Raw genomic sequence first — 23633 nt, forward strand, 5'->3', positions numbered from 1 at the left:
GCACGTAGCACGCAGGTGATGCAGGATGACTGACGAATCGGGCGCGGTGTTCGCGCTCTTCGACGATTGCGACTCGACTGCGGCAGCGCGGTCGAGTCGTTTGTATTTGGGCTTCTCGCACGAGCGCGTCTGCGCCGAGCCGGCCGGGCTCGATGCGGTGTGCGCGGCTGTTGTCGACGATGCGCGGCGAGGTCTGCACGCGGTCGTGCTCGGCGACTACGAATTCGGGCGCGACCTGCAGTTCGGGAAGCGGGGCGGCGGCGCGCTGCGGTTTCTGCTGTTCTCCGAATGCGCGAAGCTCTCGCGCGACGAAGCCGACGCGTGGCTCGCTGCGCGCGACGGCGGCGCGGCCGAGCCGTCGGCCGCGGGCGTCGCGCACGTGACGAAGAGCGTGACGCGCGGCGCGTTCGACGCGGCGATCGCCGCGGTCCATGACGCGCTGCGCGCGGGCGACTCGTATCAGATCAACTACACGTATCGGCTGCGCTTCGATGCGTTCGGCGCGCCGCTCGCGCTGTACCGCCGCCTGCGCGCGCGTCAGCCGGTGCGCTACGGCGCGCTGATCGCGCTGCCGGGCGATGCGTGGGTCGTGTCGTGCTCGCCGGAGCTGTTCGTCGAGAAGTCGGGCGCGCTGCTGCGCGCGCGGCCGATGAAGGGCACCGCGCCGCGCTCCGACGATCCGCGCGCGGATGCAGCCGCGGCCGAGTTCCTCGCGAATGACGCGAAGAACCGCGCGGAGAACGTGATGATCGTCGATTTGCTGCGCAACGACCTCGCGCGCATCGCGCGAACGGGGTCGGTGACGGTGCCGGCGCTCTTCTCGGTCGAGCCGTATGCGTCAGTGTGGCAGATGACGTCGACGGTCGAAGCGGGCCTCGTCGACGGCGCGACGTTCGCCGACGTGCTGCGCGCGCTCTTTCCGTGCGGCTCGATCACCGGGGCGCCGAAGCACAGGACGATGCAACTGATCGACGCGATCGAGACGACGCCGCGCGGGCTCTACACGGGCGCGATCGGCTGGCTCGATGCGATATCGGGCGACCCCTCGCAAGAAGCCCCCGGGCGGGGTGTTCCGGAAGAAGTCTCCTTGGGGGGCGCCTCGAAGGCATTCCCCCGAAGAGCGGCCCCGGACAACGCCTCCTCGGGGCACGTCTCGAAGGCCGTCCGCCCGCCGAGTGCGGCATGCGGCTGCGGCGACTTCTGCCTGTCGGTCGCGATCCGCACGCTGACGCTCGACGCGCCGGCAGCCGACGGCCACCGATGCGGCACGATGGGCGTCGGTGCGGGGATCGTGCTCGACAGCGTCGCCGCCGACGAATACGCGGAGTGCGAATTGAAGGCGCGATTCCTGACCGACGCCGATCCCGGCTTCCAGCTGTTCGAGACGATGTACGCGACGCGCGATGCCGGTGTGCGTCATCTCGACCGCCATCTCGCGCGGCTGCGTTCGAGCGCGGATGCGCTCGGCTTCGCGCTCGACGAAGCGGCCGCGAAGCGGCGCATCGACGAGCGCTGCGCGCAGTTGGGCGACGGCGAACATCGTTTCCGCGTCGCGCTGGCGAAGGACGGCGCGCTCGACATCACGGCCGCGCCGCTTGCGCCGCTCGCGCGTGACGCGGTCGGCGTGCTGCTCGCGCCCGAACACGGCTTCGCACAGATGCACTCGGGCGACGTGCTGCTTGCGCACAAGACGACGCGCCGTGCCGACTACGATCGTGCGTGGAAGGACGCCGAGACGCGCGATGCGTTTGACATACTGTTCTTCAACGAGCGCGGCGAGCTGACGGAGGGCGGGCGGACGAATGTGTTCGTGAAGCTCGACGGGCGTTGGTTCACACCGCCGCTGTCGTCGGGCGTGCTGCCGGGCGTGATGCGCGGCGTGCTGCTCGGCGATCCGGCGCTGCAGGCGACCGAGCGCGTGCTCACGCTCGACGACCTGCTGCGCGCCGATGCGCTGATGCTGACCAACGCGCTGCGCGGCGCGGTGCCGGCGCGGCTCGTGCGAGGCGGCGCAGCGGTGGCCTGACGACGAGAGGATGGAGGCGGAGGCGCGCTGGCGCTCGACGGCGGGTCGCGCGCCGATGCGCTGACGCCGGCCAACGCGCTGCGCAGTGCGCGGCCGCTGCCGCTCGTTCGGGGCAGCGTAGCGGCGGCGAGACGATATGCCGGCATCGAACCGGGGAACCGGGCGCGCCTCATGCTTGACGACGTGTCGCTTGTCGTATATCGCTTGCTTGGCATTGCCGCGTCGTTCGGCTGTCGACATGAAAAAGTGGCATCCGCACACGTCGAATGCCGCTTTTTTTCGAGTGCCGCAGCGCCCGAATACGAAGCGTGGCGTGCGAGCGACGCCGCGCCGCGCACGATCAGGCCGTCACTTCGTCATCAGAACGAATGCTCGGGTCCGGGGAAGCTGCCGTCCTTCACCGCGCGCACGAATGCCTCGATCGCCGCGAAGATGCTCGGCTGCCCTTGCATGAAGTCCTTGACGAAGCGCGGCCGCTTGCCGGAGAAGATGCCGAGCATGTCGTGCAGCACGAGCACCTGGCCTGAGCAATCCGCGCCCGCGCCGATGCCGATCGTCGGAATCGTCAGTTCGCGCGTGACTTCGGCCGCGACGAGCGTCGGCACCGCTTCGAGCACGACGAGCTGCGCGCCCGCCTCCTCGACCGCGCGGGCGTCGCGCAGCAATTGCGCGGCACCCGCTTCCGTCTTGCCCTGCACCTTGAAGCCGCCGAATGCGTGCACCGACTGCGGCGTGAGCCCGACGTGCGCGCATACGGGCACCGACCGCTCGACGAGGAAGCGCACCGTGTCGGCGAGCCATTCGCCGCCTTCGAGCTTGACCATTTGCGCGCCCGCGCGCATCAGCTTCACCGCGCTCGCGAACGCATCGGCGGGCGTGCCGTAGGCGCCGAACGGCAGGTCTGCGACGACGAGCGCGCGCGGCTGCGCCCGCGCGACGCATGCGGTGTGATACGCGATGTCGTCGAGCGTGACGGGCAGCGTCGTCGTCTGGCCCTGCAGCACGTTGCCGAGCGAATCGCCGATCAGCAGCACGTCGACGTTCGCGCGGTCGAGGAGGGCGGCGAAGCTCGCGTCGTAGCACGTCAGCATCGCGATCTTCTCGCCGGCTTCACGCATCGCCTGCAGTTTGGGCACCGTCACGGCCGGTCGGCTGGATTCCTGAAGGTAGGTCATGGGAGGTCCGATTCGATGGTGAGAGAAAGGGCGGCGTCGCAGCGAGCGACCGCGCGCGCGTCCGTCAGCGCGCGCCGCCGCCTTTGACGAAGAATTCCTTGCGGCCGCGCATCGACGCGATGCGGTCGACGAGCAGGGCAAGGTCGTCGGGGGAGTCGAGCGGATTCAGGTGCTCGGCTGCGACCGTCAGCACGGGGGTGCGGTCGTAGTGATAGAAGAAATCGTTGTACGCGTCGCAAAGCGAACGCAGGTACGCGTCGCCGATCTGCAGCTCCATCGGCTGGCCGCGCTTCTGGATTCGCGCGAACAGCACTTCGGGGCTCGCCTGCAGATAGACGACGAGATCGGGCGCCGGAGCGGGCGCGTCGAGATGCGCGGCGAGCGACCGATATAGCTGCCATTCGTCGTCGGGCAGCGTGAGCCGCGCGAAGATTTCGTTCTTCTGCGGCATGAAGTCCGCAACGATCGGCGTGTTCGCTTCGTATGCGGCAGCAATCTCGCGCGCCTGGCGCTCGCGCTGCAGCGCGAACGCGAGCTGCGTCGGCAGCGCGTAGCGCGCGGTGTCGCGATAGAAGCGTTCGAGAAACGGGTTGTCCTGCGGGCGTTCGAGGAGCGCGCGCATCGACCAGCGTTCGGCGAGCAGCGTTGCGAGCGTCGTCTTGCCGACGCCGATCGGTCCTTCGATCGCGAGGTAGCGGCACGGCGGCCGCCAATCGGGGGCTGTGACGGTGAGCGGTGTCGAGTTCATCGGCAGCGGTTCTTTTCGGCGGCGGCCCGCATCGCCAAGCACTGGCAAGTCTGGACCTTCTCGATGCGCTGGTGCGCGACGTCCGCGAGGAACGCCTCGGCGCGGCCGCGCGCGGGGATCGCGAGCATGGGCTCGATCTCGACGAGCGGCACGAGCGCGAACGCACGTTCGGTCAGGCGCGGATGCGGGACGACGAGGTCGGGCTCGTCGATCGTTTGTTCACCGTAGAGCAGGATGTCGATGTCGAGCGTGCGCGGTGCGTTCCGGTACGGCCGCTCGCGGCCGAAGTGGTGCTCGATCTTCTGGCAGAGCGCGAGGAGCGCGCGCGCGGCGAGCGTCGTGTCGATCTTCACGACGCAGTTGTAGTAATCGCCGCCGCCTGCGTCGACGGGCGCCGTCCGATACAGGCTCGACTTGCCGAGCACCGTGATGGCGTGCTGCTGGGCGAGGCAGACCACTGCGTCCTTCAAGGCCTGGCGCGCGTCGCCGAGATTGGCCCCCATCCCGAGATAAGCAACCGTCATGGCTTTCCTTCCTACGTCGTTCGACGGCGCAAGCGTCAGTCGTTCGCGTCGGACTCGCCGCGCGCGGCGCCTTCCGTGCTCTCGGCACCTTCGGCCCCGCGGCGGCTGCGACCGCTGCGGCGGCGCCGCTTGCGAGGCGCCTTGTCCCGACTGCCGCCCTGCGTGAGGAGCGCCTCGCGCGTCGCGGCATCGCCGTCGATGAAATCCGTCCACCACTGTCCGACGGCGGGATCGAGCTCGCCGGATTCGCAGCGCAACAGGAGGAAATCATACCCCGCTCTAAATCTTTGGTGTTCGAGGAGCCTCAGCGCGCTGCGGCCGGAGCGCTTCTCGAGCCGCAACTGCAGCCCCCAGATCTCGCGCATGTCGGCCGAATAGCGCTTGTGGATCGCGAGCTTCTCGGTCTGCATGTCGATCACGTCGTCCATCGCGTGATTGATCGCGGGGACCGGGTACTCGCCGTCCGCGGCGTATTGCTCCCAGCGCTGGCGCATGTCGTGCCAGAGGAGCGTCGCGAACAGGAAGCCGGGCGACACCGGCTTGCCCGCGCGCACGCGCGCATCGGTGTTGTTGAGCGCGAGCGTGACGAACTTTTCGCCCTGCGGCTGCTCGAGCACGACGTCGAGGAGCGGCAGCAGCCCGTGATGCAGCCCCTGCTTGCGGAGCTGCTTCAGGCACGCGAGCGCGTGGCCCGACAGCAGCAGCTTCAGCATCTCGTCGAAGAGGCGCGCGGCCGGCACGTTGTTGATGAGATCCGCGAGCTCCTTGATCGGCGCGCGCGTGTTCTCCTCGATCTCGAAGCCGAGCTTCGCCGCGAAGCGCACGACGCGCAGCATCCGCACCGGATCCTCGCGGAAGCGCGTCGCCGGATCGCCGATCATCCGCAGCAGGCGCGCGCGCATGTCGGCCATCCCGTCGTGATAGTCGAGCACGGTTTGCGTCGCGGGATCGTAGTACATCGCGTTGATCGTGAAGTCGCGGCGCGCCGCGTCCTCGTGCTGCTCGCCCCACACGTTGTCGCGCAGCACGCGGCCGCTCGCGTCGACCGCGTGCGTGCGGCGGTCGAGCTCGTCGCGCTTCAGGCGCTTCGCGGGCGCGGTTTCGGCGGGCGGCTCCTGCGGGGCGTCGACGAGCGCGCGGAAGGTCGACACCTCGATCAGCTCCTGCCCGAACTGCACGTGGACGATCTGGAAGCGCCGGCCGATCAGCCGCGCGCGGCGGAACAGATGCTGGACCTGGGTCGGCGTCGCGTCGGTCGCGACGTCGAAATCCTTCGGGGCGATGCCGAGCAGCAGGTCGCGCACCGCGCCGCCGACGATGAATGCGCGGAAGCCGGCTTGTTGCAGCGTGTCGGTGACGCGGATCGCGTTTTTCGAGATGAGCGCGGGATCGATTCCGTGCACGTTCGCGGACACGGCGTTCGGCTCGCCGTTGCGGGCCTTCTTGGCGGCGCCGCGCGCGGATTTCGCGCGGCGGGGGGCAGCGGGCGCGGCCGAGGCGGAGGCGTCCCCCGACGAGGCTTCCTGCGGGGCGGCGGTGTCCTGCGGCGCGTCTTGCGACGCGCGGGCGTCCTGCCCGAGCAGCTTGCGGATGAGTTTTTTGATCACGACGGTTGGAAGAGGTCGAGGATGCGCCAGCCGTGTTCGCGTGCGTATGCGCGCAGCGTGTCGTCGGGATTGGTCGCGATCGGGTCGGTGACTTTTTCGAGAAGCGGAATGTCGTTGTGCGAATCGCTGTAGAAGTAGCTGCGATCGAAGTTTTCCCAGCGCTTGCCGAGCGACGCGAGCCACGCTTCCGTGCGCGTGATCTTGCCCTCGCGGTAGCTCGGCGTGCCGGCCGGTCGGCCGGTGAACGCGGAGTCCGGATGGCCGTCGACGGTTTCCACTTCGCACGCGATCAGCGTGTCGACGCCGAACGCGGTCGCGATCGGACGCGTGATGAATTCGTTCGTCGCGGTGACGATGCAGCAGAGATCTCCCGCATCCTGGTGCCGCCGCACGAGCTCGAGCGCGGCGGGCAGCATCGCCGGCCGGATCACCTCGTGCATGTACTCGTCGTGCCACTGCGCGAGCTGCGCGCGCGAATACCTCGCGAGCGGCGAGAGCATCGCCGTGAGGTACGCGTGGATGTCGAGCTTGCCCGCCTTGTAGTCGGCGTAGAAGCTGTCGTTCTGGCGCGAGAAGCTGTCCGCGTCGACGATGCCGAGCCTGACCATGAAGCGGCCCCATTCGTGGTCGCTGTCTGTCGGGATCAGTGTGTGATCCAGGTCGAAAAGTGCCAAATTAGTCATGGAGGGGCATTTTACTTGAAGCTACTTGAACCGGCCCGGAGCGACCTCGTCGCGCTCCGGCGCGGCCAGCATCGCGCGCAGGAGCGGCAGCGTGACCGCGCGTTTCTGCTCGAGCGAAAAGCGGTCGAGCGCGTCGAGGAGCGCCATCAGGCTCGGCATGTCGCGGCGGAAATGGGTGAGGAGGTACGACGGCACGTCGTCGGCGAGCGCGATCCCGCGCTCCTTCGCCGCGTGCTTGAGCACGGCCACCTTGCCTTCGTCGGTGAGCGGCGCGAGATGGAAAACGAGACCCCAGCCGAGGCGGGTGCGCAGGTCCTCGCGGACGTCGAGCGCGAGCGGCGCGGCCGGCCCCGCGGCGACGAGCGCGCTCGTCGGATGCGCGCGCACTTCGTTGAACAGGTTGAAGAGCGCGATCTGCTGCGCGTCGTTGAGCGCGTCGCAGTCGTCGACCGCGTAGAGCGACGCGCGCGGATCGAACACGAACGCGTCGAGCCCGCTTTGCGGGCTCACATAGCGCGCATGGCCGTACGTCGTGTCGTGCACGAGCGCCTGCAGCAGGTGACTGCGGCCGCTGCCCGCTTCGCCCCACACGTAGAACGTGCGATCGGCGACGGGGCCGGCCGCGAGCGCGAGATCGAGCTCGCGCAGGCGCGTGACGAGCTCGGCATTCGTCCCCGAGTAGAAGTTGTCGAACGTCGCGGGCGGCGGGGTGCCGAGATCGAGCGTCAGTTGACGGGATACAGTCACGGTGCGAATCAGGTCCGGTGTTGCATGCCCGAAGAGCGGCGGCGCGTGGTCGGCATCGTCGGGAAGCGCCCGTGTGCGCGGCTGCGCGCGCCGCCCCGGCATGCGTCTGCGCGCGACGGGTGGGCGGCGCGCGCGGCGTGCCGTACGGCTGCGCCGGCCAAGCGAGGGCGCAGCCGCTCGAGCGGCGAAAACGGTAACGAATGGGGCAAGATGCTTTCCCTGATGAATCGATGCGGGGAATTCCGGCCGCCCGGCCGGCTTCGGGTAAAATCGCATTTTACCGACCTTCTCGCATTCCCCCATGAATCCTCCGAAATCCGCTCCTGACGCCCAGGGTCTGTCCTACCGTGACGCGGGCGTCGACATCGATGCGGGCGACGCGCTCGTCGACAAGATCAAGCCCTTTGCGAAGAAAACGCTGCGCGACGGCGTGCTCGGCGGCATCGGCGGGTTCGGTGCGCTGTTCGAGGTGCCGAAGAAGTACCGCGAGCCGGTGCTCGTGTCGGGCACCGACGGCGTCGGCACGAAGCTCAGGCTCGCCTTTCATCTGAACAAGCACGACACGGTCGGGCAGGATCTCGTCGCAATGAGCGTCAACGACATCCTGGTCCAGGGCGCCGAGCCGCTGTTCTTCCTCGACTATTTCGCGTGCGGCAAGCTGGACGTCGAGACGGCGGCGAAGGTCGTCGAGGGCATCGCGCAGGGCTGCGAGCTGTCGGGGTGCGCGCTGATCGGCGGCGAGACGGCCGAGATGCCGGGCATGTACCCGGACGGCGAATACGACCTCGCGGGCTTCGCGGTCGGCGCGGTCGAGAAGAGCAAGATCATCGACGGCAGCACGATCGCCGGCGGCGATGTCGTGCTGGGCCTCGCGTCGAGCGGCATCCACTCGAACGGCTTCTCGCTCGTGCGCAAGATCATCGAGCGCGCGAATCCGGATCTGTCGGCCGATTTCCACGGCCGTTCGCTCGCGGACGCGCTGATGGCGCCGACCCGCATCTACGTGAAGCCGCTCCTCGCGCTGATGGAGAAAATTGCGGTGAAGGGGATGGCGCACATCACGGGCGGCGGCCTCGTCGAGAACATTCCGCGCGTGCTGCGCGACGGTCTCACGGCCGAGCTCGACAAGAACGCATGGCCGCTGCCGCCGCTGTTCCAGTGGCTGCAGCAGCATGGCGGTGTCGCCGACGCCGAGATGCACCGCGTGTTCAACTGCGGGATCGGGATGGCCGTCATCGTGTCGGCCGCCGATGCGGACGAAGCGCTCCGCCAGCTGTCCGACGCGGGCGAGCAGGTGTGGAAGATCGGCACCGTGCGCGCGAGCCGCGAAGGCGAGGCGCAGACGGTCGTGGTCTGAGCGCATCGCGCCCGCCGTCCCTCGCCGGCCCTGAGCGGCTGGGGAAGGGCGGATCGAACACGAGCCCGGCTCATCGCGAGCCGGGCTTTTTTTCGTTCGCAAGCCGGCTGGACCGGCGCGGTTCCGCTCCGCTGTCTGTCGTCATCCGATCGCGGTGCGCCGGGAGAGCAGGCGGGGACCGAACGGAAAGCCGCGAGCGGATATTTGTTTCAATAAATCTTGAAATATTGAAATGACGGCGCTATGCTGCGCGCATGGACTCGACTCTCGCCATCCGCGCGCTCGGCGCGCTCGCTCACGAATCGCGCCTCGCGATCTTTCGCCTGCTCGTCGTCACGGGGGCGGACGGGCTGCCGGCGGGCGAAATCGCCCAGCGGCTCGAACTCGCGCCGTCGCGGCTGTCGTTCCATCTGAAGGATCTTTCGCACGCTGAACTCGTGAAGTCGCGCCAGGAAGGCAGGTTCGTGATCTACATGGCCAATTTCGACGCGATGAACGGGCTGATCGGCTTTCTGACCGAAAACTGCTGCGCGGGCGCGCCGTGCGGCGTGTGTGGTCCGGCTTCTTGCTCCGAGGCGCAATCATGAAACGCATGCACATCCACGTATCGGTCGCCGATCTTGCCGACAGCATCCGGTTCTACCGTGCGCTGTTCGGCGGCGCCGAGCCCACCGTCCTGAAGGACGACTACTGCAAATGGGAACTGACGGACCCGGCCGTCAATTTCGCGATCTCGCAACGCGGCGCGCCGCCGGGCGTCGATCACGTCGGCATCCAGGTCGAGACGGACGCCGAGCTCGACGAGATGAACGCGCGTCTTGCGGCGGCTGGGCTGCCGAGTCACGAGCAGACCGCGACGACCTGCTGTTATGCGCAATCGGACAAGGTGTGGACGGTCGACCCGCAAGGCGTCGCATGGGAGACCTTCCGGACGCTCGACAGCGCGCCCGTGTTCGGCCAGCCGCACGACGCGGCCGCACGATCGGCGTGCTGCGCCCCCGCCGTGTCGGCAATTCAGTTCCATCGGAGCCGCTCGTGAGCGACAAACCCTTCTCGGTCCTCATCCTCTGCACGGGCAACAGCGCGCGCAGCATCATGGCGGAAGCGCTCTTCAACACGATGGGCGGCGGCCGGTTCCGCGCGTACAGCGCGGGCAGCCATCCGAGCGGCAAGGTCAATCCGTTCGCGCTCGAACGCTGCGCGGCGCTCGATTACGACGCATCGCAACTGCGCAGCAAGAGCTGGGACGAGTTCGGCGGCCCCGGCGCGCCTCAGATGGATTTCGTGATCACGGTTTGCGACCAAGCGGCGGGCGAGGCATGCCCGATCTGGCCCGGCCACCCGCTGACCGCGCATTGGGGCTTCGAGGATCCGGCGGCGGTCGCGGGCGCCGACGACGAGAAGCGTCGCGCGTTCGACAAGGTGTACCGGCAGATCCTGAATCGCGTCGGCCAGTTCGTGAATCTGCCGCTGCACGTGCTCGACCGCGCCGCGATCCAGCGTGAGATGCGCGCGATCGGCGCCCGGCCGGCCGAGGAGGCGCCCGATGAGCAGCGTTGAGCGGCGCGCCGCCGCCGCGCGCCCGGCGATCGGCTTCTTCGAGCGCTATCTGACCGCGTGGGTCGCGCTTTGCATCGTCGCCGGCATCGTGCTCGGCCAGTGGCTGCCCGGCGTCTTTCAGGCGATCGGCCGGATGGAGGTCGCGCAGGTCAATCTGCCGGTCGGCCTGCTGATCTGGGTGATGATCGTGCCGATGCTGATCAAGATCGATTTCGGCGCGATGTCGCAGGTCGGCCGGCACTGGCGCGGAATCGGCGTGACGCTCGCCGTCAACTGGCTCGTCAAGCCGTTCTCGATGGCGTTCCTCGGCTGGCTGTTCGTGCGTCACCTGTTCGCGCGCTGGCTGCCCGCCGACCAGCTCGACAGCTACGTCGCCGGCCTGATCCTGCTCGCCGCCGCGCCATGCACGGCGATGGTGTTCGTCTGGTCGCAGCTTTGCAAGGGCGATCCGTATTTCACGCTGTCGCAGGTCGCGCTCAACGACGCGATCATGATCGTCGCGTTCGCGCCGCTCGTCGCGCTGCTGCTCGGCCTGTCCGCGATCACGGTGCCTTGGGATACGCTCATCGTGTCCGTCGGTCTTTACATCGTCGTGCCGGTGATCGTCGCACAGCTCGCGCGGCGCGTGCTGCTTGCGACCGGCGAAGCCGCGCTGCAGCGCGCCGTCGCGGCGCTCGGCCCGTGGTCGATCTGCGCGCTGCTCGCGACGCTCGTGCTGCTGTTCGCGTTCCAGGGGCGGGCGATCGTCGACGAACCGCTCGTCATCGCGCTGCTCGCGGTCCCGATCCTCGTGCAGGTGTTCTTCAACTCGGGCCTCGCGTATCTGCTCAACCGGCGCTTTCGTGTCGCGCACTGCGTCGCCGGGCCGTCGAGTCTCATCGGCGCGAGCAATTTCTTCGAGCTTGCGGTCGCGACCGCGATCAGCCTGTTCGGCTTCCAGTCCGGCGCCGCGCTCGCGACGGTGGTCGGCGTGTTGATCGAAGTGCCGGTGATGCTGCTCGTCGTCGGCGTCGTGAATCGTTCGCGGCGTTGGTACGAATCCCGCGCGTGAGCGCGTTGCTCGACGGTGCGCCGTCGAGCCGGGGCCCGGCTCAGCCCGCGTGCGCGTCGTCCAGCACCCGTTCGAGCGCATCGGCCGCGCGTGCGGTCGCGTCCGCCGCGCAGCAGTCGACGACGATCCGTTCCGGCATCGCGCGCAGCCACGTCAGCTGCCGCTTGCAGAGCTGCCGGGTCGCGAAGATGCCCTTGTCGCGCATCGTCCGGTAGTCGGTGGCGCCGTCGAGATACTCCCACGCCTGCCGGTAGCCGACGCAGCGGATCGACGGCAGGCCGAGATGCAGGTCGTCGCGCCGGCGCAGGCGCTCGACTTCGTCGATGAAGCCCGCTTCCAGCATCGCGTCGAAGCGCGCGGCGATACGTGTATGCAGCACCGCGCGGTCCGACGGCTCGAGCGCGACGGGCACGAACCGCAGCCCCGTGGCCATGTCGTCTTCGCGCGGCGGCGCGGCGAGAAGCGCCGACATCGGCTGCCCCGTCAGCCGATATACCTCGAGTGCGCGCTGAATCCGCTGCGAATCGTTCGGCGCGAGCCGCGCGGCCGTAGCCGGATCGACGCGCGCGAGGCGCGCGTGCAGCGCGGGCCAGCCATCGCGCTCGGCCTCGGCGTCGAGGGTCGCGCGCACGTCGGGATCGGCTGCCGGCAGGTCGTTCAGGCCCTGCGTCAGCGCCTTGTAGTACAGCATCGTGCCGCCCGCGAGGAGCGGCGTGCGGCCGCGCGCGGCGATCTCGGCGATGACGCGCAGCGCGTCGGCGCGGAATTCGGCGGCCGAGTACGCGTCGGCCGGGTCGACGATGTCGATCAGATGGTGCGGCACGGCCGCGCGCTCGTCGCGCGTCGGCTTCGCGGTGCCGATGTCCATTCCGCGATACACGAGCGCCGAATCGACGCTGACGATCTCGATCGGCCGGCGCGCGGCGAGCGCGAGCGCGGTGGCCGTCTTGCCGGACGCGGTCGGGCCGAGCAGGCACGCGACCGTCTGCACGGATGCCGCGGTGCGTTCGTTCATTGGCCGCGCATGAAAAGCCGGTCGAGGTCGCCGAGCGTCAATTGGTACCAGGTCGGCCGGCCGTGATTGCATTGGTCCGCGCGTTCCGTCGCTTCCATCTGGCGCAGCAGCGCGTTCATCTCGTCGAGCGTCAGGCGCCGGTTCGCGCGCACCGCGTGATGGCACGCGAGCGTGCCGAGCAACTCGTGCTGGCGCTCGGTCAACACCCGCGAGCCGCCGAACGCGTGCAGGTCCGCGAGCACCGCGCGCGCGAGCGCCTGCAGATCGGCGTCCTTCAGGAGCGCGGGCACCGCGCGGATCGCGAGCGTCGTCGGCGACAGCACCGCGAGGTCGAAGCCGAGCGCGTCGAGCGTCTCGCGCTCCTCCTCCGCCGTGCCGACCTCGACGGGCGTCGCCGTCATCGACACCGGAATCAGCAGCGTCTGCACGGCGACCGCGCGGTCGGCGAGCGCGCGCTTGAACTGCTCGTACAGGATTCGCTCGTGCGCCGCGTGCATGTCGACGATCACGAGGCCGCGCGTGTTCTGCGCGAGCACGTAGATGCCGTGGATCTGGCCGACCGCGAAGCCGAGCGGCTGCTCGTCGTGCATCATGGGGTCGGATGCATGCGTTGCCGAGAACTCGGGCGTCGCGGCGGCGCCGCCCGGCATGGTCGCGAAGAGCGGTGCGTCCGGCGCGTCGTGCGCTTCGAGCGCGGCGCCCGTGGTGCCCGTGGTGCCCGGCGGCGTGCCCGCGCCCGTGTCCTTGCGGCCGAAGAGCGCGTCGTACAGCGCGAGCGGCTGCGCGACGGGCAGCGTGCCCTGCGTCATCCGCGACTGCCGCAGCCACGTGTTGCCGGGTGTCGGCTGGCCGGCGCTTGCCGCGGGGCCCGAGCGGACGAACGACGCGCTCGGCGCGGCGGACGATTCGGGCGACGCCGGCCCGACCGGCGCGAGATGCGCGGCGTGGCCGCCCGCCGTCGTCTCCGGCGACGCGCCCGCATGCCGTGCGAGCGCGCGCTGCACCGCGTGGAACACGAACTGGTGGATCGAGCGCGAATCGCGGAAGCGCACTTCGATTTTCGACGGATGGACGTTCACGTCGACGGCTTCGGGCGGCAGATCGAGGAACAGCACGTACGACGGATAGCGGTCGCCGTGCAGCACGTCTTCGTATGCGGCGCGCACCGCGTGCGCGAGCAGCTTGTCGCGCACGAAGCGGCCGTTGACGAAGAAGTATTGCTGGTCCGCGCGGCCGCGGCTCGCGGTCGGCAGCCCCGCGCAGCCATAGACGGCGAGCGGCCCGGCGCTTTCGTCGAGCGGCAGGTGGGCGGTCGCGAAGCCTTCGCCGAGGATCTTCGCGACGCGCGCGGCAGGCTCGCTCGCGTTCCAGTGTTCGACCGCGCGGCCGTTGTGCAGCACCGAGATTGCGACGTCCGGCCGCGCGAGCGCCGCGCGGCGAATCATCTCCAGACAGTGGCCGAACTCGGTCTGCTCGCTCTTCAGGAATTTGCGGCGCGCGGGCGTGCTGAAGTACAGCTCGCGCACTTCGATCGTCGTGCCGCGCGAGCCGGCGGCGGGCGCGAGCACGCCCGTCTGCGCGTCGATGCGCATCGCGTGCGCGGCGTCCTCGGTGCGGCTCGTGACGAACATCTCGGCGACCGACGCGATCGACGCGAGCGCTTCGCCGCGGAACCCGAGCGTCGCGACCGCCTCGAGCTCGGCGAGCGAGCGGATCTTGCTCGTTGCGTGGCGCATCAGCGCGAGCGGCAGCTCGTCCGCGGGGATCCCGCAGCCGTCGTCGGTGATCGAGATGCGCTTGACGCCGCCTTCGTCGAGCACGATGCGCAGCGTGCTCGCGCCGGCGTCGAGCGCGTTCTCGACGAGCTCCTTGATGACGGACGCGGGCCGCTCGACCACTTCGCCCGCCGCGATCTGGCTGATGAGCTGGTCGGGCAGCGGCTGGATCGCGCGCGGGCGTCGCGGCGCGGATGCGGACTCGTCGGGCGTCGCGCCCGCGGCGGATTCGGTGAATTCGGACATGGCGGAATTATAGCGAGGCCGCGCGGCGCGTCGCCCGACGCGTTCGGTGCGCGACGTCGCTCGTCGACCAAATTTCACGGTCGCTCAAGGTACTTTCGGTATCATGACAGCGTTGTTTTTTTCGCTTCCGGCCCTGGAAGGCCGGCGCGCGCTCACTTCGTCACGGACACAAGGAAACGCATTTGGAAACGCTGCTTCATTTCGTCAGTCTCGTCGTGCACATCGATGCATTTCTCGGCGATTTCATCCGGCAGTATGGCGCCTGGGTCTATCTGGTGCTGTTCCTGATCGTTTTCTGCGAGACCGGGCTCGTGATCTTCCCGTTCCTGCCGGGCGATTCGCTGCTTTTCATCGCGGGCGCGTTCGCGGCGGCGGGCGAGATGACGCTCGCGGGCCTCATCGTGCTGCTGCTCGTCGCGGCGGTGGGCGGCAATACGGTCAACTATCTGATCGGCCGCGCGATCGGTCCGAAGGTCTTCAACACGCACATTCCGGGGCTCGAACGCTTCCTCGACCGCGCGGCGCTGCAGAAAACCCACAATTTCTACGAGCGGCACGGCGGCAAGACGCTCGTGCTCGCGCGCTTCATCCCGGTCGTGCGCACGTTCGCGCCGTTCGTCGCGGGCGCGTCGACGATGCGCTTCGCGCGCTTTCAGCTGTTCAACATGATCGGCGCGCTGATCTGGGTGCTGCTCCTCGTGTTCCTCGGTTACTTCTTCGGCAATATTCCGTTCATTCGCCATTACCTGAACGTGATCGTGCTCGTCGGGATCGGCGCGGCGGTGATCCCTGTCGCGATCGGCGCGATGTGGAAGCTGTTGCGCACCAAGTCGCACGCGGACACCGGGAAGAGCGGCGGCCGCTGAGCGCGCGCATCGGTCAGGTCCACGAAAAGAAGCGGCGCGGCGACCTGCGCATCACGACGCCGTGCGATGTGCGACCGGCGTTTCCGGCGTCGGATAGCCGGCTTCGCGGAACGTGTCGAGAATCGCGCGGTTGGTGTCGCAATACACCTGCCAGTAGTTCGTGGGCTGCGTCGACGGACGCACGAAGAGGAGCGGGCCTTCCGGCGTGAACGACAGCACGCCGACGTCGGGCGTCGGCTCCGTGACGACGTTCGGGATCTTCGCGATCGCGGCCTTCAAGCGCTCGATCGCATCGACCGCGTCGACGCCGTTCGCGATCTTCGCCGTCAGATCGACGCGGCGCGTCGACGTCGCGCTGTAGTTCGCGATGTTGTCGGAGAAGATCTTGTTGTTGCCGACGAGCGTGACGACGTTGTCAGCCGTGACGATCGTCGTGCCGAAGAGGCCGAGCTCCTTGACCGTGCCCGTTACGCCGCCCGCCGAAATCACGTCGCCGACCTTGAACGGGCGCAGCACCTGCATGAACACGCCGGCCGCGAAGTGCGCGAGCAGGCCGCCCCACGCGGTGCCGACCGCGAGGCCGAGGCCCGCGAGCAGTGCAGCGAACGAAGTCGTCTGCACGCCGAACACCTGCAGGATCGCGAGGATGAGGAGCACCGTGAGCAGCACGCTCATGACCGACGTCAGATAGTGCGACAGCGTCGCGTCGACTTTCCCGCTTCTGCGGATGATCCTGCCCATCACGTTCGTGAGGATCCGGATCGCCCAGCGTCCGATGATCCAGAGTGCGATCGACGCGATGACCTGCAGGCCGAAGTCGATGCCGCGAGTGACGATGAAGGTTTGCACGGAGGCGAGATCCACGATGAGGTCTCCAAATGAATTGAACGGAGGCGGCCGTGAAGCCACGCGAAAGGGGCTTTTTATAACCGACTCGCGGCGATGGAGCAACCTTCGCCGCGCGAGCGGCGCGCTACGTCGAGCGGCGGGGCGTGAACGGAACCTGCCGGACGTCGCCGCGGCGTGCAATGATCGCGGTGCTTTCCGGAATTTTCTCCCACGCGTCGTGCAGGTCGACGAGCGGCTCGGACAGCACGAGGAACGCGTCGTCGCCGATCGCCCGGATGCGCGGATCGTGCGGATAGAGCTCGTGCAGATGACGGAACGACGCGCTGTGAAAGAGCGAGCGCGACTCGCGTTCGCTCGAGTAACGGACCGCGACGACCTGCTCGCCGTCCGTCGCGCAGACCGTCATGTTGAGCGGCGCATCGACGCCGTGACGCGCGCCCGCATCCTCGATCGCCCCGGCCATCCGTTCGAGCGCGGACAGCGGATCGTGCTCGAGCCCGAACGTGAGCGCGAGATGAAACATCACTTCGGAGTCCGTCGATCCTTCGATCGACGGGAAGAGGGCGGGATCGATGCGCATCATCAGGTCGCGCCGCAGCGTGTGATAGCGGCGGATGAGACCGTTGTGAGCGAACAGCCAGCGCCCGCGGCGGAACGGATGGCAATTGGTTTCCTGCACGGGCGTGTCGGTCGCCGAACGAATGTGCGCGATGAAGAGCGGCGAGCGGATCGCGCGCGCTGCCTCGCGCAGGTTGCGATCGTTCCATGCGGGGCTCACGCAACGGTAGATGAACGGAATCTCGTCGGGTTCTCCGTACCAGCCGATGCCGAAGCCGTCGCCGTTGGTCGTCGTCACGCCCATCGTCGAATGCAGGCTTTGGTCGATCAGCGAATGCTTCGCGCGAAACAGCACGGTTTCGAGTTGGATCGGATTGCCGGTGTAAGCGAGCCAGCGGCACATCGTGAGCACCTCCGTCTGACGTGCACGGCGGGCCTGTCGTCGTGATCGGCGAGACCGGCCGTGCAGACTGCGATGCGCAAAGCCTAGCCGATTTCTGCCGGGTCTGCCGCGCGGCGGCTCGCGGTCTGCCGCTGCGCGCGAAACGAAACGAGCCGCATGTGCGTGCATGCGGCTCGTCGTCGGCGCAGCCGCCTCGATGCGGCGCGCTCACGCTCGCGCGAAGCGCGACGCCGCGCGTCACGTCACGTCACGTCGCGGACGTGCGTCCGTACGTGTCCTCGAAGCGGACGATGTCGTCTTCGCCGAGATACGAGCCCGACTGGACCTCGATCAGCTCGAGCGGAATCTTGCCGGGGTTCTTCAGGCGGTGCGTCGCGCCGAGCGGTATGTAGGTAGACTGATTTTCGGTCAGGATGATTTCCTTGCCGTCGTTCGTGACGAGCGCGGTACCCTTGACGACGATCCAGTGCTCCGCGCGATGGTGGTGCATCTGCAGGCTCAGATGCGCGCCCGGATTGACGACGATGCGCTTCACCTGGAAGCGGTCGCCTTCGTCGATACCTTCGTACGAGCCCCACGGCCGGATCACGCGGCGATGCGTGACGGACTCGCGCCGTCCCGACGCGTTCAGCCATTCGACGACCTTCTTCACGTCCTGCGCCCTGTCGCGATGCGCGACGAGCACGGCGTCCGCGGTTTCGACGATCACGATGTTGTCGATGCCGATCACGGCGACCATCCGATGCTCGGCACGGATGTACGAGTTTTCGACCGCGTCGGTGTACACGTCGCCGATCAGCGCGTTGCGCTGCGCGTCGGTGGCCGCGATGTCGGCGAGCGCGCTCCACGAGCCGATGTCGGTCCAGCCGAGATCCGCGGCGGCGACGACGGCCGCGCGCTCGGTCTTCTCCATCACCGCGTAGTCGATCGACACGTTCGGGCTCGCGCCGAACGCGCCCGGATCGAGGCGCAGGAAGTCGTGGTCGCGCGTCGCCGCGTCGAGCGCGAGCTCGGCCTGGCGCGCGATGTCCGGTGCGTGACGGCGCAGCTCGTCGAGATACGCCGACGCCTTCAGCATGAACATCCCGCTGTTCCAGTAGTAGCCGCCGTCCGCGACGAAGCGCTCGGCGGTCGGCGCATCCGGCTTCTCGACGAACGCGTCGACGCGGTAGACCAGCGCGTCGCCCGCAAGCGCCTCGCCTCGGCGAATGTAGCCGTAGCCCGTGTGCGCTTGCGTCGGTGTGACGCCGAATGTGACGAGATGCTCGTTGGATGCGATGGTCGCCGCCGCCTTTACGACGTCGGCGAACGCGGGATCGTTATCGATCACGTGATCGGACGGCAGCACGAGCAGCAGCGAATCGACCGATTCGCGCAGTGCGAGGAGGGCGGCGATCGCGATCGCGGGCGCGGTGTTGCGACCCATCGGCTCGAGCACGATCGACGACGGCGTGATGCCGACCTGATGCAGTTGCTCGGCGACGAGGAAGCGCTGTTCGTTGTTGGTGACGACGATCGGCGCGCGGACGCCATCGATGTCGCGCGCGCGCAGCGCGGTCTGCTGGACGAGCGTGTTGTCGCCCGTGAGCTTCAGATACTGTTTCGGATAGCCGCCGCGCGACATCGGCCAGAGGCGCGTACCGCTGCCGCCGCAAAGGATCACCGGATAAATGTTCATGAAGGGTCACGGTTTATAAAGCTGGGCTGATTCGTTTCGCTGGACCAGCGAATTTTCGATCTCGTCGATGAACCGATCCATCGTTCCGTTTCGGCCGATTTTCAACTGTCAGGGCGATCTCGTCGAATCGCGATTCGCTGCACGATTCGCCATCCGGCGTGTAATAGTACATGACGCATCCAACGGAAAGCCTTCAGAAACGGCCGAGCGCGATTGCCGCGCACCGGCTCGAGCAGCCCCGTGCAGCGGGGGCCGCGAGCTGCTCGACGATGGCCTCCGGCGTCGTAAACACGTGCAGTTGCCAGTCCCGGCACAGCGGATTGCATAGCAGCACGCCAGCCGCCAGCAAGGCGGCGGTCGCAATTGCCGCTGCCGTGTTGCGGCTTACCGGTTCGAGTACGATTGGCGGCGGGCTTATGTCAATCTGGCGCAGTTGATCGTTGTCGAGGAAACACTGCTCTTGGTGGGCGATAACAATGGGTGTGGAGATCTACGGAATGCAGTCTAGGCGAAGCGCGGTTTGTTGAGCCAAGGTGTTTTCGCGGATCTGTTTCGAGTACCGTTTGAGATAACCACTGCGCGACATCGGCATAGAGTCGGGTACCAGCGCCGCCACGTCGGACGGCAGGGTAAATGTCCATATTCATCGCGCGCGGTACAGGTTTTGCTTGGGTTTTGCTTGAAAATTGATTTCAACGAGCGTTCATACATTGCTTTTTTGCGCCTGTCGGTACTGGGCGACTGTCCAAAGCAAATGCCGGAATATGTTGCGGGTCCAGCGAAATGCCTTGCGAAGGGCGCGGCGACGGTCGCCGCGCACGCGTTCCAGTGGACGCGCCGCGAACGGGGCGAGCTTGTGCACCACCGACTCAGGCGTCACATAAAGTCTAGTCTTCCAATTCCAATAGATCGGATAACGCAGCAGGGCGCCAGCGACCAGCATCTCAAGTGTAAGCGTGCGCCGTCGCCACGGTATCGGCTGGATTGCATCCGATGTGAGCCCCCATCCGGCGTAAAAAGGCAGGCCGTACGTGAAGACTTTTTTCCCGCGTAGGAGCGCATCGAAGCCAGCGAGGGAAGATAGCGTGTGCACTTCATCTGCGCGCTCGATGAGTGAGAGCACATCAGCGTCGGTGTCGACGATATCGGCCAACCGGTGCGCGTCAATGAGGCCAATCCGGTTGCCGGAAAGCACGTCCGGGTGTGGCTTATATACGATGAATCCATCGGGGTTGCGTGCGCGTACTTCGCGAAGCAGGGCCTCGGCGGAACCAAACAGACTTGTGCCTAAGCGGATCGAAGCATCGTCGGCTACTTGGCCGGGCACGAACAGTAGTGTCTTGCTGGCCGGCGCGTGCCAAGCCGGTTTCCGTCGACCGAGATTATATTTCGTGACGCCTGAGCGCACGATCAACTCCCGGAGAGACTCTGCACGCGTAAGCTCAGCATCGCTGAACTGCGTTTCATTGAGGATGTCCGTCAGATCGCTAGGCACTCGCGCATCGAAATAGAGACCGCGCCGGTCGATGACCTGACTCAGCGGTGCACTCATGTCCGAGCCCAGGCCCAGTGAATGGAAAAAGCCATCTTCCATTCGAATGATGCGAGTACCTGGCGTAATGCCTTCGACGTGTTTATCGCCCCACAATGCAATACACTCGTTCGGTTTCACTGCGTCGGGAGAACGCAGCCAACGCAGTGGGCCCCCACCGGCGGCGAGGAATGGCGTCGCAAACGGACGCTTCCAGAGCTGAAAGCGCACACCGGCGATATTCGTGCAATCACCGAAGCGCTCGCGTACTGCGTACTGCAACTCGATACTATCAAGCACTTGATCGAGGCTGCCCGGTTCGTCGCTGTCCGGGGCCACATAGCGCGCCAGTCGCAGGTAGACTGCGTCGAACAGTGCGGCGACAGTCGGACGCGCGCGGCGCTCGGGCAAGGCAATATCATCGTGTGTCAAGCCCCAGCCCGCGTAAAAAGGCGTGCCGAAAACTCGTACTGGCATGCCGGCAACCAGAGCCTCCATACCTTCCGGAGCGTCAACCGTGTAGACATAGTCAATTTGGCTCAAGATGGAAAAGAAGTGGTATCCCTGCCCGATCTTGCGTGTGACTTCGGGCAACATCGGCGACAGCTGCCACGACCCGAAAGCGTTGTCCGAAGATGGCCACAGCCATAGTTCCGCGTCAGGATGTTCGGCCTTCGCCGTGGCGAGCATCCGCTGGAATGGTGCGCCCGCCCCTAAACCGGCATATTTTCGCTGATCGATGAGCAGAATCTTGCGTAGGCCTGGCATGGCAGACAATTCCGCAGGGCATCCGCACTTTATGGCGCGGTTACGCCCCGCTCCGGCGAGGACGAGGCGTTTCATGAGCCGCACCACATCGGGCGACTCACCCAATTCCCTATCATTCGCAAAGAGTCGGCTTAGCGCGTCGCACATCGTTGTTTGAGAATTTCCGCGATATGGCAGTGCGAACCACGACAGCATTGGCACACCGGCTGCTCCTGTTGACCAGACCGGTCCCGGCATCATGGCCATCACGTCATCGCGAACGATGCGCGCAAGCTCGAGCAGGAGCCGGCCGAGACGGTGGTCCGCCCGGATTGCACGGGCTCGAACACAGGCAGGAATTTTCATGAGACCGACAACGCGTGTGATGACGACACGGTTATAGCGCGCTGAGCTCCTCAAGTGAAATGGGCGCCGTACCTACCTTGCCGACAACGATACTCGCGGCGCGATTGGCCAGTTGCGCCGCATCCTCCAAACCGTAGCCCACTCCCAATGCGACAGCCATTGTCGCGATCACGGTGTCGCCGGCGCCCGACACGTCGTAGACTTCGCGGGCTTGTGCCGGGATGCGAATGTGCCGGTCACCAAGGAACAGACTCATGCCTTCTTCCGATCGCGTGACGAGGAGGGCTTTAAGACCGAGCCGATTCCGCAGAGCAAATGCCTTGTCTTCGAAATCGGTCTCCGACGATGGCGTACCGACGACCGTTGCGAATTCCTCACGGTTCGGCGTGAGTAGCGTTGCTCCCTCGTATGGCGAGTAATCCGCTCCTTTCGGATCGACAAGCACGGTTTTCCCTCGCTTCAGAGCCATTTGCATCATCGTGCGCAAGTGCGCAAGTCCGCCTTTCCCATAATCGGAGAATACGACGACACTGTACCCGTCCAACGCTGCTTCAAACGACGATACGAGCGGCAACAACAATTCATGATCCGGTCGTTCTTCGAAGTCGGCGCGTACGACTTGTTGCCCCCGTGCGAGCAGACGAAGCTTGATCGTCGTTTGAAACCTTGAATCGCGATGAAAGCCGCATCTGATGTTCGCTTTATGAAGCAACTCCACGAGGTCGTCTCCTGCCGCGTCCGCGCCGACCACCGACATGATCATGGTTTTTGCGCCGAGGTTGGCGACGTTGACCGCGACGTTGGCCGCACCGCCGGGCGTCGTACGAATGTCGCGCACGAGTACGACCGGCACCGGTGCTTCAGGTGAAATGCGCTGTGTGTCGCCGAACCAATATCGATCGAGCATGACGTCTCCGGCAACCAGAACCTTTGCTGATGAGAAGTTCGCGATCATGAGGCCAACTCCAAAATAAGGTGTTCCGCAATTTCAAAATGTTGTTTCCACGTCGGTGTGCGGAATCTCGCCAATCGGGCGATTTGCGCTTTGCGTTCTTTGGAGTCGTGGCACGTGTAGGCGTCAATGCGGTCCATCCACGCCGGACCGTCGAGTGGGTCCAGATAGTCGGGAATCTCTCCCGCAATTTCTCGAAATACGTCGAGATCGCTGGCAATCACCGGCACATTAGCTGATAGGGCCTCGATAAGCGGCATGCCGTACCCCTCGACCAGCGACGGGAACACCAGCGCTTGCGCGTGATGCAGATATGTGGCCAAGCTCGCGTCATTGCAATGGGCGAGCTCGACGACCTTGGAGTTCAGGTTCTCGCAACGGTCGAGCATGTCGATGGTGTTTTCGCATTCCCATCCGCGCCGGCCGATGATAACGAGCACCGGCGCGCGCTCTTCCAATCGTTCGACCAGCCGCCTCCAGACGTGGAGGAGGAACCAATGGTTCTTTCGTGGCTCTATTGTGCCTAACACGACGAAATATGGCTCTGCCATCGGGCGAACTGGACTCGGCTTCGGCAGGCGCGCAGGCGCCAGCGGCGCAACGGCGCAGCGCGGAATCGGCTTTCGATTTTTAGCTGCGTATTCTTTCAGCTCTCGGTGCGTTGCGTACGAGTTCATAATGATCCCGACTTCCGGCGAGAGCATCGTCTCGAGTCGTCGCCGATGCACGACTGCTTCGCCAGGGCGACAGTATTCGGGATGCGTGACGGGTATCAGGTCGTGAAGAAACAGAACCAATCGCCAATTGCGGCGTTTTGCCTGTTCGACATAGGCGGGCCGATCGAGCCCGCTATGGCCGGTATTGATCAATATTGATGCAGTGCTCCCGCGATCCCAATTGCATACGTACGCGCTGCCCAGACAGCGACGAACCATACTGGTGAAACCGCTGTCAGGACAATGCAGTGAGTCGTACAGACGCTGAGATTGCGGGGCGCTCAAGACGACCCAGCGCCCCGCGAACCTCACCACGGCGTGTGCGCGCGCGCGAAAGTGCTCGACGTACTCCAGGCTCACCCGGTCGACGCCAGTAGGCAGCATTTTTTGAAGGCGGCGATCCACCAGCCTCGTCACATCAATCAATACGTTGCTCACGTGAACGCGTCTCCA

General features: G+C 66.4%; 21 protein-coding genes. 7 read left to right on the top strand and 14 right to left on the bottom strand.

Going from position 1 to position 23633, the window contains the following annotated elements; all coding sequences use genetic code 11:
• Nucleotides 1–25 precede the first annotated feature (25 nt).
• Complete coding sequence (locus tag WS70_RS03980) at nucleotides 26–2026, top strand: chorismate-binding protein (protein WP_059596368.1); 2001 nt, start codon at nucleotides 26–28, stop codon at nucleotides 2024–2026.
• Nucleotides 2027–2385: 359 nt separating this feature from the next.
• Here WS70_RS03980 and panB read toward each other — a convergent pair whose 3' ends face one another.
• From panB to hda, 6 genes are all read right to left on the bottom strand, one after another.
• Nucleotides 2386–3201, bottom strand: a complete 816-nt coding sequence (gene panB / locus WS70_RS03985) for a 3-methyl-2-oxobutanoate hydroxymethyltransferase (RefSeq protein ID WP_059470839.1) — start codon at nucleotides 3199–3201, stop codon at nucleotides 2386–2388.
• A 64-nt stretch (nucleotides 3202–3265) separates the two neighbouring features.
• Nucleotides 3266–3949 carry a deoxynucleoside kinase gene (locus WS70_RS03990; protein WP_059596407.1) on the bottom strand — a complete coding sequence of 228 codons (684 nt, stop codon included), beginning with the start codon at nucleotides 3947–3949 and terminating at the stop codon, nucleotides 3266–3268.
• Nucleotides 3946–4473, bottom strand: coding sequence for a 2-amino-4-hydroxy-6-hydroxymethyldihydropteridine diphosphokinase (gene folK / locus WS70_RS03995; protein WP_059470840.1), 528 nt, complete (start codon nucleotides 4471–4473; stop codon nucleotides 3946–3948). Before folK ends, WS70_RS03990 begins: the two co-directional genes overlap by 4 nt.
• Nucleotides 4474–4508: 35 nt before the next feature.
• Nucleotides 4509–6080, bottom strand: coding sequence for a polynucleotide adenylyltransferase PcnB (pcnB, locus tag WS70_RS04000; RefSeq protein ID WP_059470841.1), 1572 nt, complete (start codon nucleotides 6078–6080; stop codon nucleotides 4509–4511).
• Nucleotides 6077–6763: a histidinol-phosphatase gene (locus tag WS70_RS04005; protein ID WP_059470842.1), complete on the bottom strand. Its 687-nt coding sequence runs from the start codon at nucleotides 6761–6763 to the stop codon at nucleotides 6077–6079. The genes pcnB and WS70_RS04005 overlap by 4 nt, the downstream gene beginning before the upstream one ends.
• A gap of 21 nt (nucleotides 6764–6784) precedes the next feature.
• Complete coding sequence (hda, locus tag WS70_RS04010) at nucleotides 6785–7510, bottom strand: DnaA regulatory inactivator Hda (RefSeq protein WP_059470904.1); 726 nt, start codon at nucleotides 7508–7510, stop codon at nucleotides 6785–6787.
• A gap of 301 nt (nucleotides 7511–7811) precedes the next feature.
• Between hda and purM the strand changes: the two genes are divergently transcribed.
• The 5 genes from purM (at nucleotide 7812) to arsB (ending at nucleotide 11478) form a co-directional block, all read left to right on the top strand.
• Nucleotides 7812–8867 carry a phosphoribosylformylglycinamidine cyclo-ligase gene (gene purM, locus WS70_RS04020; RefSeq protein ID WP_059596369.1) on the top strand — a complete coding sequence of 352 codons (1056 nt, stop codon included), beginning with the start codon at nucleotides 7812–7814 and terminating at the stop codon, nucleotides 8865–8867.
• A gap of 254 nt (nucleotides 8868–9121) precedes the next feature.
• Nucleotides 9122–9454: an ArsR/SmtB family transcription factor gene (locus WS70_RS04025; RefSeq protein WP_059470844.1), complete on the top strand. Its 333-nt coding sequence runs from the start codon at nucleotides 9122–9124 to the stop codon at nucleotides 9452–9454.
• On the top strand, nucleotides 9451–9906 hold the full coding sequence (locus WS70_RS04030) for an ArsI/CadI family heavy metal resistance metalloenzyme (protein WP_059470845.1): 456 nt from the start codon (nucleotides 9451–9453) through the stop codon (nucleotides 9904–9906). Before WS70_RS04025 ends, WS70_RS04030 begins: the two co-directional genes overlap by 4 nt.
• Nucleotides 9903–10427 carry an arsenate reductase ArsC gene (locus WS70_RS04035; protein ID WP_059596370.1) on the top strand — a complete coding sequence of 175 codons (525 nt, stop codon included), beginning with the start codon at nucleotides 9903–9905 and terminating at the stop codon, nucleotides 10425–10427. Before WS70_RS04030 ends, WS70_RS04035 begins: the two co-directional genes overlap by 4 nt.
• On the top strand, nucleotides 10414–11478 hold the full coding sequence (arsB, locus tag WS70_RS04040; RefSeq protein WP_059470847.1) for an ACR3 family arsenite efflux transporter: 1065 nt from the start codon (nucleotides 10414–10416) through the stop codon (nucleotides 11476–11478). The genes WS70_RS04035 and arsB overlap by 14 nt, the downstream gene beginning before the upstream one ends.
• 40 nt (nucleotides 11479–11518) lie before the next feature.
• On the opposite strand, the gene miaA is transcribed toward arsB, so the two are convergent.
• Nucleotides 11519–12493, bottom strand: a complete 975-nt coding sequence (gene miaA, locus WS70_RS04045; RefSeq protein ID WP_059470848.1) for a tRNA (adenosine(37)-N6)-dimethylallyltransferase MiaA — start codon at nucleotides 12491–12493, stop codon at nucleotides 11519–11521.
• Entirely contained in the window at nucleotides 12490–14514 is a 2025-nt protein-coding gene (gene mutL, locus WS70_RS04050; protein ID WP_059596371.1) for a DNA mismatch repair endonuclease MutL, read from the bottom strand. The genes miaA and mutL overlap by 4 nt, the downstream gene beginning before the upstream one ends.
• A gap of 182 nt (nucleotides 14515–14696) precedes the next feature.
• Here mutL and WS70_RS04055 point away from each other — a divergent pair, with 182 nt between their 5' ends.
• On the top strand, nucleotides 14697–15380 hold the full coding sequence (locus WS70_RS04055; protein ID WP_059596372.1) for a VTT domain-containing protein: 684 nt from the start codon (nucleotides 14697–14699) through the stop codon (nucleotides 15378–15380).
• Between the two features lie 51 nt (nucleotides 15381–15431).
• Here the strand turns inward: WS70_RS04055 and WS70_RS04060 are convergent, their stop codons facing one another.
• From WS70_RS04060 to WS70_RS04090, 6 genes are all read right to left on the bottom strand, one after another.
• Nucleotides 15432–16244: a mechanosensitive ion channel family protein gene (locus WS70_RS04060; protein ID WP_059470851.1), complete on the bottom strand. Its 813-nt coding sequence runs from the start codon at nucleotides 16242–16244 to the stop codon at nucleotides 15432–15434.
• 109 nt (nucleotides 16245–16353) lie between these two features.
• The gene (locus WS70_RS04065; protein ID WP_059470905.1) at nucleotides 16354–17190 is read right to left on the bottom strand and encodes a class II glutamine amidotransferase; all 837 of its coding nucleotides are present in this window, start codon (nucleotides 17188–17190) and stop codon (nucleotides 16354–16356) included.
• 247 nt (nucleotides 17191–17437) lie between these two features.
• Entirely contained in the window at nucleotides 17438–18868 is a 1431-nt protein-coding gene (locus WS70_RS04070; protein WP_059470852.1) for a mannose-1-phosphate guanylyltransferase/mannose-6-phosphate isomerase, read from the bottom strand.
• A 703-nt stretch (nucleotides 18869–19571) separates the two neighbouring features.
• Nucleotides 19572–21512, bottom strand: a complete 1941-nt coding sequence (locus WS70_RS04080) for a capsular polysaccharide biosynthesis protein (RefSeq protein ID WP_059470853.1) — start codon at nucleotides 21510–21512, stop codon at nucleotides 19572–19574.
• A gap of 31 nt (nucleotides 21513–21543) precedes the next feature.
• A complete protein-coding gene (gene rfaE1 / locus WS70_RS04085; protein WP_059470854.1) occupies nucleotides 21544–22467 on the bottom strand; it encodes a D-glycero-beta-D-manno-heptose-7-phosphate kinase in 924 nt (307 codons plus the stop codon).
• Entirely contained in the window at nucleotides 22464–23618 is a 1155-nt protein-coding gene (locus tag WS70_RS04090; protein ID WP_059470855.1) for a glycosyltransferase family 4 protein, read from the bottom strand. The genes rfaE1 and WS70_RS04090 overlap by 4 nt, the downstream gene beginning before the upstream one ends.
• Nucleotides 23619–23633 lie beyond the last annotated feature (15 nt).

Origin of the sequence: Burkholderia mayonis, from assembly GCF_001523745.2 — a bacterium.
GTDB classification, from domain to species: domain Bacteria; phylum Pseudomonadota; class Gammaproteobacteria; order Burkholderiales; family Burkholderiaceae; genus Burkholderia; species Burkholderia mayonis.

Coding starts and splice junctions, on each gene's coding strand:
- panB (WP_059470839.1), bottom strand. CDS start 3,201: ATGACCTACCTTCAGGAATCCAGCCGACCGGCCGTGACGGTGCCCAAA.
- WS70_RS04025 (WP_059470844.1), top strand. CDS start 9,122: ATGGACTCGACTCTCGCCATCCGCGCGCTCGGCGCGCTCGCTCACGAA.
- WS70_RS03990 (WP_059596407.1), bottom strand. CDS start 3,949: ATGAACTCGACACCGCTCACCGTCACAGCCCCCGATTGGCGGCCGCCG.
- mutL (WP_059596371.1), bottom strand. CDS start 14,514: ATGTCCGAATTCACCGAATCCGCCGCGGGCGCGACGCCCGACGAGTCC.
- folK (WP_059470840.1), bottom strand. CDS start 4,473: ATGACGGTTGCTTATCTCGGGATGGGGGCCAATCTCGGCGACGCGCGC.
- purM (WP_059596369.1), top strand. CDS start 7,812: ATGAATCCTCCGAAATCCGCTCCTGACGCCCAGGGTCTGTCCTACCGT.
- WS70_RS04030 (WP_059470845.1), top strand. CDS start 9,451: ATGAAACGCATGCACATCCACGTATCGGTCGCCGATCTTGCCGACAGC.
- rfaE1 (WP_059470854.1), bottom strand. CDS start 22,467: ATGATCGCGAACTTCTCATCAGCAAAGGTTCTGGTTGCCGGAGACGTC.
- WS70_RS04080 (WP_059470853.1), bottom strand. CDS start 21,512: ATGAAAATTCCTGCCTGTGTTCGAGCCCGTGCAATCCGGGCGGACCAC.
- WS70_RS04005 (WP_059470842.1), bottom strand. CDS start 6,763: ATGACTAATTTGGCACTTTTCGACCTGGATCACACACTGATCCCGACA.
- miaA (WP_059470848.1), bottom strand. CDS start 12,493: ATGAACGAACGCACCGCGGCATCCGTGCAGACGGTCGCGTGCCTGCTC.
- WS70_RS04065 (WP_059470905.1), bottom strand. CDS start 17,190: ATGTGCCGCTGGCTCGCTTACACCGGCAATCCGATCCAACTCGAAACC.
- WS70_RS04070 (WP_059470852.1), bottom strand. CDS start 18,868: ATGAACATTTATCCGGTGATCCTTTGCGGCGGCAGCGGTACGCGCCTC.
- WS70_RS03980 (WP_059596368.1), top strand. CDS start 26: ATGACTGACGAATCGGGCGCGGTGTTCGCGCTCTTCGACGATTGCGAC.
- arsB (WP_059470847.1), top strand. CDS start 10,414: ATGAGCAGCGTTGAGCGGCGCGCCGCCGCCGCGCGCCCGGCGATCGGC.